At 69.3% G+C, this 12,967-nt stretch carries 16 protein-coding genes; 6 read left to right on the forward strand and 10 right to left on the reverse strand.

Going from position 1 to position 12,967, the window contains the following annotated elements; genetic code table 11:
- Positions 1 to 14: 14 nt before the first annotated feature.
- Genes MYF83_RS03245 through MYF83_RS03255 form a run of 3 tightly spaced genes read right to left on the reverse strand, consistent with a single transcriptional unit; the run spans position 15 to position 2,835 of the window.
- On the reverse strand, positions 15 to 479 hold the full coding sequence (locus MYF83_RS03245; RefSeq protein WP_248958627.1) for a GerMN domain-containing protein: 465 nt from the start codon (positions 477 to 479) through the stop codon (positions 15 to 17).
- Positions 476 to 2,164: an ATP-binding protein gene (locus tag MYF83_RS03250; protein ID WP_248958628.1), complete on the reverse strand. Its 1,689-nt coding sequence runs from the start codon at positions 2,162 to 2,164 to the stop codon at positions 476 to 478. The genes MYF83_RS03245 and MYF83_RS03250 overlap by 4 nt, the downstream gene beginning before the upstream one ends.
- Entirely contained in the window at positions 2,161 to 2,835 is a 675-nt protein-coding gene (locus tag MYF83_RS03255) for a response regulator (protein ID WP_248958629.1), read from the reverse strand. Before MYF83_RS03255 ends, MYF83_RS03250 begins: the two co-directional genes overlap by 4 nt.
- Before the next feature lie 101 nt (positions 2,836 to 2,936).
- Between MYF83_RS03255 and MYF83_RS03260 the strand changes: the two genes are divergently transcribed.
- Positions 2,937 to 4,655: a hypothetical protein gene (locus MYF83_RS03260; RefSeq protein ID WP_248958630.1), complete on the forward strand. Its 1,719-nt coding sequence runs from the start codon at positions 2,937 to 2,939 to the stop codon at positions 4,653 to 4,655.
- A gap of 54 nt (positions 4,656 to 4,709) precedes the next feature.
- Here the strand turns inward: MYF83_RS03260 and MYF83_RS03265 are convergent, their stop codons facing one another.
- The 3 genes from MYF83_RS03265 to sigK form a co-directional block, all read right to left on the reverse strand.
- Positions 4,710 to 5,861, reverse strand: a complete 1,152-nt coding sequence (locus MYF83_RS03265) for a glutathione-independent formaldehyde dehydrogenase (RefSeq protein ID WP_248958631.1) — start codon at positions 5,859 to 5,861, stop codon at positions 4,710 to 4,712.
- Between the two features lie 245 nt (positions 5,862 to 6,106).
- The gene (locus tag MYF83_RS03270) at positions 6,107 to 6,856 is read right to left on the reverse strand and encodes an anti-sigma factor (protein WP_248958632.1); all 750 of its coding nucleotides are present in this window, start codon (positions 6,854 to 6,856) and stop codon (positions 6,107 to 6,109) included.
- On the reverse strand, positions 6,853 to 7,443 hold the full coding sequence (gene sigK, locus MYF83_RS03275) for an ECF RNA polymerase sigma factor SigK (protein ID WP_248958633.1): 591 nt from the start codon (positions 7,441 to 7,443) through the stop codon (positions 6,853 to 6,855). The genes MYF83_RS03270 and sigK overlap by 4 nt, the downstream gene beginning before the upstream one ends.
- 164 nt (positions 7,444 to 7,607) lie before the next feature.
- Between sigK and MYF83_RS03280 the strand changes: the two genes are divergently transcribed.
- The 4 genes from MYF83_RS03280 (at position 7,608) to MYF83_RS03300 (ending at position 9,562) form a co-directional block, all read left to right on the forward strand.
- Complete coding sequence (locus MYF83_RS03280; protein WP_248958634.1) at positions 7,608 to 8,138, forward strand: HAD domain-containing protein; 531 nt, start codon at positions 7,608 to 7,610, stop codon at positions 8,136 to 8,138.
- A 271-nt stretch (positions 8,139 to 8,409) separates the two neighbouring features.
- Positions 8,410 to 8,703 carry a glycerophosphodiester phosphodiesterase family protein gene (locus MYF83_RS03290; RefSeq protein ID WP_372500080.1) on the forward strand — a complete coding sequence of 98 codons (294 nt, stop codon included), beginning with the start codon at positions 8,410 to 8,412 and terminating at the stop codon, positions 8,701 to 8,703.
- A 109-nt stretch (positions 8,704 to 8,812) separates the two neighbouring features.
- Positions 8,813 to 9,181 (forward strand): hypothetical protein, encoded by a 369-nt coding sequence (locus MYF83_RS03295; RefSeq protein WP_248958635.1) that lies wholly within the window; start codon positions 8,813 to 8,815, stop codon positions 9,179 to 9,181.
- A gap of 45 nt (positions 9,182 to 9,226) precedes the next feature.
- Positions 9,227 to 9,562, forward strand: a complete 336-nt coding sequence (locus tag MYF83_RS03300; protein ID WP_248958636.1) for an SCO4225 family membrane protein — start codon at positions 9,227 to 9,229, stop codon at positions 9,560 to 9,562.
- Positions 9,563 to 9,677: 115 nt separating this feature from the next.
- Here MYF83_RS03300 and MYF83_RS03305 read toward each other — a convergent pair whose 3' ends face one another.
- The 4 genes from MYF83_RS03305 to MYF83_RS03320 form a co-directional block, all read right to left on the reverse strand.
- Positions 9,678 to 9,917, reverse strand: coding sequence for a DUF2283 domain-containing protein (locus tag MYF83_RS03305; protein ID WP_248958637.1), 240 nt, complete (start codon positions 9,915 to 9,917; stop codon positions 9,678 to 9,680).
- Positions 9,918 to 10,059: 142 nt separating this feature from the next.
- Positions 10,060 to 10,329 (reverse strand): DUF7336 domain-containing protein, encoded by a 270-nt coding sequence (locus MYF83_RS03310; RefSeq protein WP_248958638.1) that lies wholly within the window; start codon positions 10,327 to 10,329, stop codon positions 10,060 to 10,062.
- A gap of 116 nt (positions 10,330 to 10,445) precedes the next feature.
- On the reverse strand, positions 10,446 to 10,769 hold the full coding sequence (locus MYF83_RS03315; RefSeq protein WP_248958639.1) for a hypothetical protein: 324 nt from the start codon (positions 10,767 to 10,769) through the stop codon (positions 10,446 to 10,448).
- Between the two features lie 677 nt (positions 10,770 to 11,446).
- Complete coding sequence (locus tag MYF83_RS03320; RefSeq protein WP_248958640.1) at positions 11,447 to 11,824, reverse strand: hypothetical protein; 378 nt, start codon at positions 11,822 to 11,824, stop codon at positions 11,447 to 11,449.
- Positions 11,825 to 11,832: 8 nt separating this feature from the next.
- On the opposite strand from MYF83_RS03320, the gene MYF83_RS03325 reads away from it, so the two are divergent.
- On the forward strand, positions 11,833 to 12,771 hold the full coding sequence (locus tag MYF83_RS03325; protein ID WP_279338995.1) for a glycerophosphodiester phosphodiesterase family protein: 939 nt from the start codon (positions 11,833 to 11,835) through the stop codon (positions 12,769 to 12,771).
- Positions 12,772 to 12,967: the final 196 nt, after the last annotated feature.

Below are 12,967 nucleotides of genomic sequence, written 5' to 3' on the forward strand. Positions count from 1 at the left end.
GATCGGCCTCCGTGCTACTTGCCCATGGCGCTCGCGAATTCCGCGCAGGTGTGCCGGCGCGTGTCCCAGGACAGCTTGACGCTGCGGATCCCGGGGACGGCGGTGCCGGTGCAGACCAGCTGGGCGAGCGCGAGCCCTCGCGTGTCCGGCTTCCCCCAAAGGGACAAGACGTCGCCCTCCCGGCTGATCACCACCTCGTTCGGTTCCACCTGGGTGCTGAGGCCGCGCGCCCGCTCGACCTCGGTCGGCCCGTCCAGCAGCTGCTGCATCGAGTACTCCGGCACGTTGGGCAGCCCCGGCCGGGTGGCCTGGACCAGTTCGCCGCCCTTGAGGAAGTAGACGACGTTGGTCTGTGACTTTGCGCGCGCGATGGGCGGGTCCCCGGCCACGGTGGCCGCCGTGGGCTGGATGCCGCAGCCCACGGCCAGCAGCAGCAGTGCGACCAGGCAGCCCTTCCGGCGCCGTGCGGGGCGCCTCATGCGCTCTCTCCGAGCGGGAGCCAGACCGTGAACACGGCGCCTTCGGCCGGGTCGTTCAGCACCGCGACCTCGCCTCCGTGCAGCTCGACGTTGGCGCGGGCGATCGCCAGCCCGAGGCCGCTACCCTCGCTGCTGGTGCGGGCCCGGTCCAGCTTGACGAACCGGTCGAACACCAAGGGCAGCAGCCACCTCGGTATGCCGGGCCCATGGTCGGTCACGGTGAGCGTCAGTCCGGCCACGCCCTGCCTCTCCTGTTCGGCGAAGCGCACCACCACGGGCGGCGCGCCGTGCTTGAGCGCGTTGCCCACCAGGTTCGCCAGGATCACGTCGAACCTCCGGGGGTCGAGGCGGGCCATCAGGCCGTCCGGCCCTTCGACCTCCACCCGGCCGGTCCAGCCGCGCGGGGCCAGGCACGCCGCCACCGCCCCGGCCACCTCGAGGTCCTCCAGCACGAGCGCGGCGGTGCCGGAGTCCAGCCGGCTGATCTCGATCAGATGCTCGACGAGGATCCGCAGCCGCCGGACACCCTCGGTGACCAGCGGCCCGGCGGTCTCGCGGTCGGCGGCCGAGACGCCGGGATCGGCGAGGGTGTCGGCGAGCGCGGTGATCGCGGTGAGCGGGGTGCGCAGCTCGTGGGAGACGTCGGCCACGAACCTGCGCGAGGACGCCTCCAGTGCCCGCAGCTCGGCGATGCCGCCCTCCAGTGCCCCGGCCGTCCGGTTGAACGTCCGCGCGAGGTCGGCGAGCTCGTCGTGGCCGATCACCTCGACGCGGGTGTCGAGTCTCCCGTCGCCGAGCGCGTAGGCGGCCCGTCCCAGCCTGCGTACCGGCAGCAGGACGCCGCGGGCGGCCACGAGCGCGAAGACGATCGCGACGGCGAGGGTCACTCCGTTGGCGATCAGCAGGACCTGGGTGAGGGTGCGCAGGTCCTCGGCCTCGCGGGCCAGGCTGACGATGACAAAGCCCATGATCGGCGTCGGCCGCCCGGTCTGCCGCTCGGGCACCTCGGCGTACACCTGGGCCCCGACGAGCAGGAAGGGCGCGCCCCGGTGCTCCACCCGGCGCTGGACGGTGTTGCTCCTGGCCATCTGCGCGAAGTCGGGCGGGATGTCCACCCCGTACCGTGGGTCGAAGTCGGGGAAGAAGTAGATGCCGTCCTCCTGCACCTGGGCGAGCTTGACGTCGTAGCGGCCCTGGACGCTGAGCGCGGACTTCAATTGCTGCAGATACTCGACGCTGAGGTTGCTGTAGTTGGCGAACTTGGGCATGTCGGCGGACACCGTCCTGCCGATGGTGTTCTTGAACTCCCCGATCACGTTCGACTGGGTCCTGTCCAGCATGGACCGCTGGACCAGGTAGTAGGCGACGACGGACGCCGCCAGCGACGACAGCACGGCCACCACGACGAAGCCGGTGATGAGCCGCAGGCGCAGGCCGACCCGACGCGGGGAGAGCCTCGGCAGGCGGACCGGCGGGTCCTGCGGGGAGTCCTGCCCGTGCGGCGAGTCCTGCCCGTGCGGCGAGTCCTGCCCGTGCGGCGAGTCGTGCCCACGGGGCGCGCCCGTGCCGCGCCTCAAGCGGGCGCGCAGGGTCGCCGGCACCGCGGCCAGGGCCGGAGCGTACGCGCGCACGCTGGTCACGGCCTTGCGTACAGGGCTCGCCAGGGTCTGCGGCAGCCGGATCACGGTGTTACGAAGCGGTAGCCGAAGCCGCGCACGGTCTCGATGTACCCCGGCCGGGACGGCTCGTCGTCGATCTTGGCCCGGATGCGCTGCACGCAGGCGTCGACGATGCGCGAGTCCCCCGGGTAGGTGTGCTCCCACACGTCGGCGAGGAGCTGCTGGCGGGTCAGCGCCAGGCCGGGACGCCGGGTGAGGGCGAGCAGCAGGCGCAGCTCGGTCGGGGTGAGCCGGACGTCCTTGCCGCGCCGGGTCACCTTGAGCGCCCCCCGGTCGACGACCAGGTCTCCGTAGGTCGAGACGTCGCCGTGCGTGGTCTCCACCCGCCGCAGCACGGCGCGGATGCGGGCATCCAGGACGCGCGGCTCGATCGGCTTGACGACGTAGTCGTCCGCCCCCGCCTCCAGGCCGAGCACGACGTCGAGGTCGTCGCCCCGCGCGGTCAGCAGGATGACCGGCAGGGTGTCCATGCGGCGGATCTTGCGGCAGACCTCGATGCCGTCGATGCCCGGCAGCATGACGTCGAGGAGGGCGATCTCCGGACGGCGGGCCCGGATGCACTCGAGCCCCTCCTCGCCGCTCGTCCTGGCCGTCACGCTGTGCCCCTGCCGGGACAGGGCGAACTCCACCGACGCCCGGATGAGGGGGTCGTCCTCCACGAAAACGATGCTTGCCACCGAGGAAGTATTTCGATCAACCGCGCCCGGCCGGGTCAATGTGATGATTCCTAGACATTTCACAGAAGGTTCGGTCGAAACCCCGCCCGAGTGTCTCCCACATGACGCTCACCACCTCACCCCTGCTCTCGACGCCTCCGGCGAGCACGCCGGAGCGCCGCGCGGTCCGCGTCCGGTGGATCCTGGTGGCCGGCTGGCTGGCGCATCTGCTGCTGCGGCTGTGGCTGGCCCGATGGCGTACCGGCCCGGTGGCCAACCCCGACGAGTCCACCTATCTCGTGGTCGCCCGGTGGCTGGCCGGCGGGCCCGGCATGGACATGTCGGGCAGCACCTTCTACCAGGGCGGATACCCCCTCCTGCTGGCGCCGGTCTTCTGGCTGGTCAAGGATCCGGAGGTCGCCTACCGCATGGCCGTCGGCATCGGCGCGGCCGTCGGGGCGGCGCTGTTCCCGCTCGGCTACGCGGCGCTGCGCCGCCTGGCCCCGGTCGCTCCCGCCGCGGCCTGCGCCCTGGCGTTCGCCGCCACGTTGCTGCCCGCGACGCTGGTGTTCGGGCAGATGGCGCTCACGGACGCGATCCTGCCCACGCTGCTCCTCGGCTGGCTGCTGGCCCTGCACGCGTTCGCGGGGTCCGGCCGCCTGCCGGCCGGCCTGCTCGCGAGCGCCCTCGCCGGGTACGGCTTCGCCGTCCACCTGCGCGGGACGGTGGTCCTGCTCGTCCACGTGGTGATCCTCGCCGTCCTGCTGCCGCGCGGACTGGTCCCCCGCCGGGCCGGGCTGGTGGCCGTGGCCGCGGCCCTGGTCACGGCGGCGGGCGGCTACGCGCTCAACGCCGCGGTGCGGGCGGCGATCTACCCGGCCGGCCCGCGCGACCTGTCGGCCCTGCTGTGGGAGCGGCTGACCAGCGCCGATGGCCAGGCCTGGGCGCTTTCCGGAGCGGCCGGCCAGGTGTGGTACCTCGTGGTGGGCACGTGGGGCCTCGCCGGGGCCGGCCTCGCGGCGGCCGCGGTCACCGTGGCCCGTCGCGCGACGCCCGTCCCGGCCAGGGTCGCGGCGCTGGCCCTGCTGCTGGTCACGGCGGGCATCGCCTACGCCTCCTCGGCCGCGCTGCCCGACGAGCACCGGGTCGGCAACTACGCCTACGGGCGGTATCTGACGTGCGTGGCGGTGGTGCTGGCCCTTCTGGGTCTGGCGGCGCTGACCCGCGCCTCCCGGCGGGCCGCCGTACGGTACGCCCTGGCCTCCGCCGTGCTCATGACGGTCACGGGCGGCGTCGCGGCCCTGTACGCGGGCGACCGGCTCCGGCGGTACGCCTTCATCGCCTTCGACTTCCCCGAGATCTCCTTCCTGACGGGATCTCGGACGGCGCTGGACATGACCGCGGCGACCATCTCCGCGCTCGGGCTGCTGGCCTGCCTGCTGGCCGTTTCGCTGCCCAGGACGCGACTGCCGCTCGCCGCCGGGGCGCTCGCAGCCGTGAACGCGCTGTTCATCGTGGGCGGGACCTTCGATGGGCCGGCTAGTCCCGCCGCGCCCGACCACCTACTCGCCGCCGGGGACGTGGCCGTCGACCGCGGCCTTCCCTGGCCGGTGCGGCTGCCGCTGATGTACCGGATCTGGTGGACGGAACCGCGGCTGTTCGACCCGGCCCGCGAGCCGGTGCCGCCGGGCGTCTGCGCCGTCATCGTGTCCCCGGCCGCCGGCGGCCCGCCCGAGGCGTCCTGGCCCGGGCATCCGGCGGGGTGGCGTCCGGCGTCCCATTCCGGATGGGTGAGCTGGAGCCCTCCGGCCTGCGCCGCGGCCGTCCATCCCCGGCCGTGACGCCGGGGATGGACGGCAGGACGCCAGGTGCGGGCGGCCGCGAAGCCCGGGGGATCAGCCCATGCCGGGCTTGAGGGTGACCTTGGTCCAGCCGGGCTCGCGCTTGTCGAAGTGGGCGTAGGCGTCCGGGGCGTCCCGGAGCGGCAACTCGTGCGAGAGGATGAACGACGGCTGCGCCTTGCCGGTGTGGATGAGGTTGCGCAGGTGCCGGTCATAGCGCTTGACCGGGCACTGGCCGCTGCCGATGGTCTGGCCCTTGAGCCAGTGGAGCCCGTACTCCAGCGGCACCCGCCCATGCCTGGCGAGGTCGTCGGAGGCGCCCGGGTCCTCCGGGATGAAGACGCCGACGACGCCGATGCCGCCGGTGAAGCGCACCGACTCCACCAGCTTGTTGAGGGTGTCGTCGGGGTGCTCGTGCCCCTGCGGGTCGTGGGCCTGGTATCCGACGCATTCGCAGCCCCGGTCGGCCCCCTCTCCGCCGGTGAGCTCCAGCACCTGGTCCACCGGCGAGTCCTTGGAGTCGTTGATCGGGATGGCGCCGATCTTCTCCGCGAGTGCGAGCCGGTCGGGATGGCGGTCGACCACCATGATCTTGCTGGCGTTCTTCACCACCGCGGACAGGGCGGCCATCAGCCCGACGGGGCCGGCGCCCATGATGACGACGGACTCGCCGGGACGCAGGCCGGCCATCTCGGTGGCGTGGTACCCGGTGGGGAAGATGTCGGAGCACATGACGTAGTCGTTCTGCTTCTGCAGGGCGTCCTCGGGCATCTTGCAGCAGTTGAAGTCGGCCCAGGGCACCCGGAGGAACTCCGCCTGCCCGCCCGCCCAGGGACCCATGTCGGCGAAGCCGTAGGCCCCGCCGCAGAGCCGGGGATAGTCGGGGTTGGCCCTGATGCAGTAGTTGGTGAGACCGGCGTTGCAGTTCTTGCAGGAGCCGCAGGCGACGTTGAACGGCAGGCAGACGATGTCTCCGACGCTGATGCGCTCGACGGCGTCGCCGATCTCGACGACCTCGCCGAAGTTCTCGTGGCCGAGGATCCTGCCCGGCTCCATGTCCGTGCGGCCCTCGTACATGTGGAGGTCCGACCCGCAGATGTTGGTGGCGATGATCTTGACGATGGCGTCGCGCGGTGTCTCGATCCTCGGATCCGGCATGTCGTCGACGCTGACGTCGCGGGGTCCGTGATAAACGAGTGCCTTCATGGCTGCCCTCCTGGAATGCGTCTCCGTTCGACCATGACCCGGCCTCCGGAGGGCCACATCCCCCATACGGGTAGAGCGGCCCCGCGCGGACCGGCCCCCTCGGCCCGCGCAGACCACCTCCACCGGCCCCGCGCGGGCGCCCTCCTGGCTCGCGCGGACCACGTCCATCGGGCCCGCGCGGACACCCCTCCTGGCCCGCGCGGGCCGCCCCCGAGCCGCTCCCGCGGGTCACGGCCGAGGAAGTGTCAGGCCGAGGGCAGCGGCACCACCATCAGCGGAGGGGCGGACGGCTGCCGCGACCCTCCGGCCGGCTCGACCGTGACACCGATCTTGGTGGCGTCGCCCAGCTCCCCGATGACCACCGGAGGCGTGCGTCCCTCGGTGTCGGGCCGGGTCAGCCGGTCGGGGACGGCGCCGCCCGGCCCGATGCGCCACAGCTGGTAGGTCCGGCTCTCGGGCAGGGCGGCCAGCCCGCTGGAGAAGAACACCACCTGGCCCTGCGAGCGCGACACCACGAGCGTGCCCTTGGCGCCCTGCCCGGCCGTACGGGTGACGGTCTTCGCGTCCGGCGCGGCCAGGACGGCGGCGATCCGCTGGCCGCCCAGCCGTTCCTGCTGGAGCGCGTCGTTCGCGCGGACGGCCACGACCCCCAGCCCGACGGCGACGGCCAGGCAGGCGGCGGCCAGCCCGGTCGCCGCGCGCGGCCACCAGGCGCGCCGGGCCGCCGCCCGCCGCCCCGGCGCGGAGGCCGGGTCGAGGATCGGAGGCAGCTGGCGGACCAGTCCGATCTCGGCCATGACGCGGTCGCGGAGGCCCGGCGGGGGCTCCTGCGCCACGGCGACGCCGAGGCGGGCGGCCGTCTCGCGCAGCCCCCGTGCCTCCTCCTCGCACTCGGGGCACCGGCTCAGATGCTCCTCGAAGGCGCGCCTCTCATCGGCGTCCTCGACGGCGTACATCGCGTACGCGCCTGCCAGCGTGTGCGGGTCGCTGCTCATCGCTCCACCCCCAGGCAGTCGCGCATGCGGATCAGGCCGTCGCGCATCCGGGTCTTCACCGTCGCCAGCGGCACTTTCAGCAGCTCGGCGACCTCACGGTAGGTGTAGCCGCCGTAGTAGGCGTAGGTGACCGATTCGCGCTGCAGCTCGGTCAGCCCGTTGAGGCAGCGGCGGAGCCGTTCCTGTTCCAGGGTCGTCTCCACCGACTCGGCGACGTCGTCGTAAGGCCGGCGGGCCTCCAGCCGCGCCACGCGGTCCTCGCGGTCGATCGACGCCTGCGCGGAGCGCACCCGGTCGACGGCGCGGTGGTGGGCGATGGTCATCACCCACGACATGCCCGACCCCCGCGAGGCCTCGAAGCGGGCCGCGCCACGCCATACCTCGATCAGCACCTCCTGGGCGATCTCCTCGGCCTGGGCCGGGTCGCGCAGCACCCTCAGGGCCACGCCGTAGACGGCGGCGGCGACCATATCGTAGACCTGCTCGAACGCGGCGCGGTCGCCGCGCGCGACCTGCCGTAGCAGTTCCTCCAGACCGGGCCGGTCGTGCCGGCCGCCGTCCAGGGGCAGGGCCCGTCTCGGCCTCATGCCTTCTCTCCAACCGTCGGCGTGGACGCGGACATCACTACTTCGGCGCTGGAGGTCCCGTGGATTGCGCGAAGGCGGAACTTCCCCGTGAAGTGCCCGAGTTGGAAGACGTGGCCGTCATGGCGGCATCATGGCTTCGAGCACCGACGACCGAGGAGCGGCACGTGACCAACCGTCCCCTTGTACTGCTGGACGTGGACGGGGTGCTCAACCCCGCCCGGCGGCATACGCTGCGGCTCCGGCGCTACGAGTGCGTCCTCGACGGCCAGGCGTACAGGATCCTGCTGAACGCGCGGCACGGGGCCAAGCTGTCGGAGCTGGCCCGGGACACCGGGGCTGAGCTGGCCTGGGCCACCACGTGGGAGCATCACGCCAACGAGCAGATCGCTCCGCGCATCGGCCTGCCCGCCCTTCCGGTCATCAAGGTCAACAGCGATCCTGGGACACGGGCCGGCGAGCACTTCAAGACCCGCCACGTCGCCGAGTACGTCGCCGGCCGCCCGTTCGTCTGGTTCGACGACAGCCTCGGCGCCGCCGACTGGCACTACCTGAAGGACCATCCGGGGGTCGACGAGTTCCTGCTGGTGGACGTGGACCCCCGCACCGGTCTCACCGAAGGGCATCTCGCGCGGGCGCGCGACTGGCTGGCCGGCCGGAGCACTCCCGGCGCCGGGCTCAGCCGCCCCCGGGCTTGAGGAAGTCGCGCAGCCAGTGGTAGCTCGCCTTGGGGCCGCGGGACCGCCAGGCCGTGCGCGAGCAGCAGGTGGTGGGCGGCGGCCAGCGTGCCGTGCCCCTCCTTCGCGCCGGGCGCGTGCCGGCCCTCGCCATAGCCGACGATCGAGGAGCAGTACGGAGCGCCGCCGGCAACCGTCTCGCTGATCGTCGCGCCGTTAACCGCTTCGCCACCCCTGGTACAGCTCATGGCACTAGCGTGCCCCGCGAGACCAGAGAGTGGGGTGTGCCCGGATGTTGAAGAAGAGCCTGGCCTGCGCGGTGGCCGTCCTCGCGGGCGGTGTGACGCTCGTCGGTTTACGGCCCGCCGGCGCGACGGCCGGTAAGGCAGCACACGACGACCGCGGGGCGATCGTCATCGGACACCGCGGTGCGAGCGCCATCCGGCCCGAGCACACGCTGCTGTCGTACGAGGCGGCGGCCAAGCTGGGGGCCGACTACATCGAGCCCGACCTGGTGTCGACCAAGGACCACATGCTCGTCGCCCGGCACGAGAACGAGTACCGGATTGAATCACTAGCAAGGTAACGGGCATGCTCCGATCATGCAAACACCGAGGTTGGACGAGCTATCCCACACTGAGCAAGTGATCCTCCTGGCCCACGCACAGGCCGGTCTGAGGCTAACGATCATGAACATGGAGCAGGAGCTGGCATCACTGGTCGGCCCCGCCACCGACGACCAGCTCGACGCCCTCGACGGGCACGTAGACGTCATCCGCGCCATGACACACGGCATAAATGCCGCCACCCTTTTGCAAGGACTGAAGATCCTCGAATACCTCGGTGACCTCCCCGTGGAGGGCATCGCCGACATTGCCGAGGCCCGCAATGAAGTCGGACCATTCGCTTGGGAAGCGATAGCACGCTGTGTGGTGAAAGTGGGAGAGGACAACCCCCTCGACACTCCAGTATGGGGGGACGCCTCACCAGTGGAGCGAGCAAGATTCCTTGAGGCGTTCACCTACGCCCGCTCCCTCGTCGGGAGCACGCGAGCACCCTCCTGAACGAAAAAGGAGCCCCCCGGCTATAGTCGGGGGGCTGTGCGCTCGATGAAGAACAAGGAGCCAGGAGAGATGTCACCTCACGCGCAGAAACTGCGACGTGCGCTCCCGCACCTCGCCGTCATCCTCTACGCCTTGCTCATCATCAAGCTCGCTGTCGACACTTGGCCGAAGGCTGGCATGGGAGGAGGACTGGAGTTCATGCTCAACCTCTTCGCGGCTGCGCCTCTCAGCTTCGTCTTCGCCGCGATCCTGTGGGGCCTGCGGCCCCTGCTACCAGCGGATGCTCACTTCTTCCTCGTGATGGATGCATTGGCCGGGCTCGTCCAAGCCATGCTTGTCTGGCTCCTGCTGCGACGCCTCGGTCGACGCCGATCGAAGTGATTGTCGTGCGACGCACGGCCTGACCATGCGAACGCGGGACCCGGATTCCCTGAGCGATCTCGCAGACAGCCCGCATTTCAATCTGGTCCCCTCGGATGAGGTAGGGGTTGCAAGTCTATCTCAGGAGCCTATTTGCGCCGATGATTTCGACGCCCAACAAATGACCATCACGGTCGAAATCGAGAACGATATCCCCAGATCCTGGACGCTCGACTACAACCTGCTCCACCGCTTCTCCATCCGCTATGGCATCGACGATGTAGCTATACGCGGCATCTACTTCGTGATCATACTCAATCTCATCAGATAGGCGCTCCGAATTCTTCCCGCCGATCGGTTGCGTTTTCAGTTCCATCCAACAGAAATTCGCCTCCCAGTTTTGGTGTTGACAACCACGCGACACTATGGAAAGGAAGACTTCCAGGCCCCGAGACGTTACGACGGTAGCGACGTTGACCAAAGCGCGCTCTTCTAGCGACAAAAAATTCGTAGACCCCTCATATCGGCCCGAATCCCTCTGTCCACATATCCTCATCTAGTTCAAATTCGGCATACCAGAAACATTCAGGCTCGTCGCGGAATCCAGGAAGCTCTTTCGCCGTGAGAATTCGCTGCTCGACGCGTTCAAGTGCGGAGTAGACTCCCAGCAGTTTAACATCATCCCCCTCCTCCTCGTTGGCCGAACACTCTTCGCCATCGAAATGAATGACATTTCCTTCCACGTCTTGCGCAACGTGATGCACATGCCAAAGTATGTACACACCCATAGTCGATCTCCATATAGCTGGCGCTAGATCAGCGCCAATAGTTAGGGCTTTCAGTGATCCGCCCAGTCGCCGCTCGCTCAAGCGGGCAAGCACGAGACCATAGGGTCAATGATCACCTATTTCGGATCAGGCGACCATTCCGGATTACGCCACTCTTGGGCATAGAGGCGATGGGCAATATTCCATAGCTCCATTGCCCGAGGGTCGGTTCCCTTCTTCTCGCGCAGGTGATCAAAAAGGTTCTTCCTGGCTCTGCGTGCGTCAATGACGTAGGAAATAGCATCCGGGTCGTTGACCCACATTGCATACTCGGGCCACAAAAGTCCGAGCGTGGCATGGAGGGGTGGCTGTTCCACAGGCGAGGTGTGCCATACTCCGATGTAGTCATCGAGGTCCTCGACCTGTGCGCGTCCGTTGAGGACGTCGTCGATGTAGGTCATAGCTTGATCTTTCGTCCGCGGACTGCCAGCTTGTAGACACTACGCGCTGTGCGACGACCGGCCGGAGTTGTGCAAGGAACTACTGCGGACGCTGTTGGACGAGCTGCGCCGTGTCCTGGCGATCGACGCCGACTGTCTGACCGAGCCCGGGGTTCATGCAGACAAAGGGAGAGCATTCAGGCCCCCGACCGTAGCCGGGGGCTTCCTCTGTTGCCAGTCCTACGTTTAGCGCTCTCGCCTAATGCCGCCATCTCTCTTCACGCGGCACTGACGACGCCGCTCCCATAGCGAGAAGATTGTCAGAGTGACTCCGATCGCCACCCCTGATCCCACGCCGAGCGACGCTGTAAGCAGCCACGGCATGGATCGTTCGTTGTGATACCACGAAGTAGCACTGCTAGAGCTCCGCAGCCAAGGCCCCACATAACCGGATGGCGGGCTGCCCAGCGTTGCGACTTAGTTGGCGGGTCGTCTCCTCCCATAGCTCGGTCCAACTTTCGCCAGTATTCTCGCGACTTTCCTGAACTGCCTCTTGGCTCTCTCATCGGTTGTCACATTTCTCTTTCGCCGGCGATATGACAGCAGTGGCCTAGCCTTCGGCCCGTGCTGCGGGGTATGTGGATTATGACGCACCCGAAAAGGCCCCGGCTTACTGGCCGGGGCCTTATAGGGCTGTGCTAGGCGGCAAGCTCAGGGGCCTGGAAGAGGGCCAGGGGCACCGGGGCAGCCTGGGCAGGGACAACCTTGGTAGCCCTACCAACCTTGGTGGTGTCGGCCTCCAGAAGGGCGGCCCGCAGCATGGCCAGGGCCTCCGGGTCAGTCAGAACCGCCTTGACGACCTCGGCGGTCGTCAAGGCCTGAGGAGCCTCAGCCTCGACCACCTCGACCGGGCGGGCCTCAGCCTCACGGGCCGCGTCGATCTCCTCCCACTCCTCTTCGGACAGGACCGGGACGACAGCCGGGGCAACCGGTTCAGGAGCGACCTTGGAATCCTCGACCGTGTCAATGTCCTCCCACTCGTCATCCGGCAGGGGAGCGAACGGGGAGACCCGCAAGTCCCCGGATGATCCTGTCTGTCACATTGCTCCTTGGACGCAACCTTTGTTCCTTGCGTCCGGTTCGTCCGCCTAGTGTATGTGTCAGGCACGAGAACGAGATCTCCGGCACCACCGATGTGGCCGGCCACCCCGAGTTCGCCGGCCGCAGGACGACCAAGACCATCGACGGGGTGCAGGTGACCGGCTGGTTCACCGAGGACTTCACGCTGGATGAGCTGCGCACGCTGCGGGCGAAGGAGCGCGTCCCCGACCTGCGGCCCGACAACACGGCGTTCGACGGCCTGGCGCAGATCCCGACGTTCGAGGAGGTCGTCCAGCTCGCCCAGAAGTACGGCGTCGGGGTGTACCCCGAGACCAAGCACCCGACCTACTTCGACTCGATCGGCCTGTCGCTGGAGGAGCCGCTGCTCGCCACCTTGAAGAAGTACGGCTGGGACGGCTCGCGGTCGCCGGTCTTCATCCAGTCCTTCGAGACCGGCAACCTCAAGGAACTGCGCTCGGCCACGCGCGTGCGGCTGATCCAGCTCATCAACGCCACCGGCGCCCCGTACGACCTGGTGGCGGCAGGCGACCCGCGCACCTACACCGACCTGGTCACCCCCGAGGGCCTGCGGGAGATCTCCCGGTACGCCGACGGCCTCGGCGTGGCGACGACGCGCATCGTGCCGGCCGGGCCGGACGGGCGGCTGCAGCAGCCGACGACCCTGATCAGGGACGCCCACCGCAGGGGCCTCGCCGTCCACACCTGGACCGTCCGCCCGGAGAACTCCCAGCTCCCGGCCGACTACCGCCTCGGCAACCCCGCGAGTCCCGCCTACCCGCGCGCCACCGGGGACGTGATGGGCTGGCTGGAGCGGCTGTTCTCGCTCGGCGTCGACGGCGTCTTCTCCGACGACCCCGGCATCGCCCGCGCCACCCGCGACCGCCTGCTGACGCAGGACTGACCACCGCCGAAGGCCCCGGCGCGCCCGCCCCTCTGGGGCCGGCCACCGCCGGGGCCTCGTGCTGCCAACACCATGTCGCGACATGTCCCTAGATCATGTCCTTTGAGTCGATCGTCCGCTTTGTGCTTTATCGAGCGTGATGCCGGGTACGAGATGCTTAGCCAAATGCCGCGAAGATCGGCACCACGGAGGCGCC

The organism is Sphaerisporangium perillae, from assembly GCF_023276435.1.
In the GTDB taxonomy this organism is placed as follows: domain Bacteria; phylum Actinomycetota; class Actinomycetes; order Streptosporangiales; family Streptosporangiaceae; genus Sphaerisporangium; species Sphaerisporangium perillae.

Bases quoted from the DNA above. Each gene is read 5' to 3' on its own strand.
- MYF83_RS03245 (WP_248958627.1), bottom strand. From the start codon at position 479: ATGAGGCGCCCCGCACGGCGCCGGAAGGGCTGCCTGGTCGCACTGCTG.
- MYF83_RS03260 (WP_248958630.1), top strand. From the start codon at position 2,937: ATGACGCTCACCACCTCACCCCTGCTCTCGACGCCTCCGGCGAGCACG.
- MYF83_RS03265 (WP_248958631.1), bottom strand. From the start codon at position 5,861: ATGAAGGCACTCGTTTATCACGGACCCCGCGACGTCAGCGTCGACGAC.
- MYF83_RS03270 (WP_248958632.1), bottom strand. From the start codon at position 6,856: ATGAGCAGCGACCCGCACACGCTGGCAGGCGCGTACGCGATGTACGCC.
- sigK (WP_248958633.1), bottom strand. From the start codon at position 7,443: ATGAGGCCGAGACGGGCCCTGCCCCTGGACGGCGGCCGGCACGACCGG.
- MYF83_RS03290 (WP_372500080.1), top strand. From the start codon at position 8,410: ATGTTGAAGAAGAGCCTGGCCTGCGCGGTGGCCGTCCTCGCGGGCGGT.
- MYF83_RS03295 (WP_248958635.1), top strand. From the start codon at position 8,813: ATGGAGCAGGAGCTGGCATCACTGGTCGGCCCCGCCACCGACGACCAG.
- MYF83_RS03300 (WP_248958636.1), top strand. From the start codon at position 9,227: ATGAAGAACAAGGAGCCAGGAGAGATGTCACCTCACGCGCAGAAACTG.
- MYF83_RS03305 (WP_248958637.1), bottom strand. From the start codon at position 9,917: ATGGAACTGAAAACGCAACCGATCGGCGGGAAGAATTCGGAGCGCCTA.
- MYF83_RS03310 (WP_248958638.1), bottom strand. From the start codon at position 10,329: ATGGGTGTGTACATACTTTGGCATGTGCATCACGTTGCGCAAGACGTG.
- MYF83_RS03315 (WP_248958639.1), bottom strand. From the start codon at position 10,769: ATGACCTACATCGACGACGTCCTCAACGGACGCGCACAGGTCGAGGAC.
- MYF83_RS03325 (WP_279338995.1), top strand. From the start codon at position 11,833: ATGATCCTGTCTGTCACATTGCTCCTTGGACGCAACCTTTGTTCCTTG.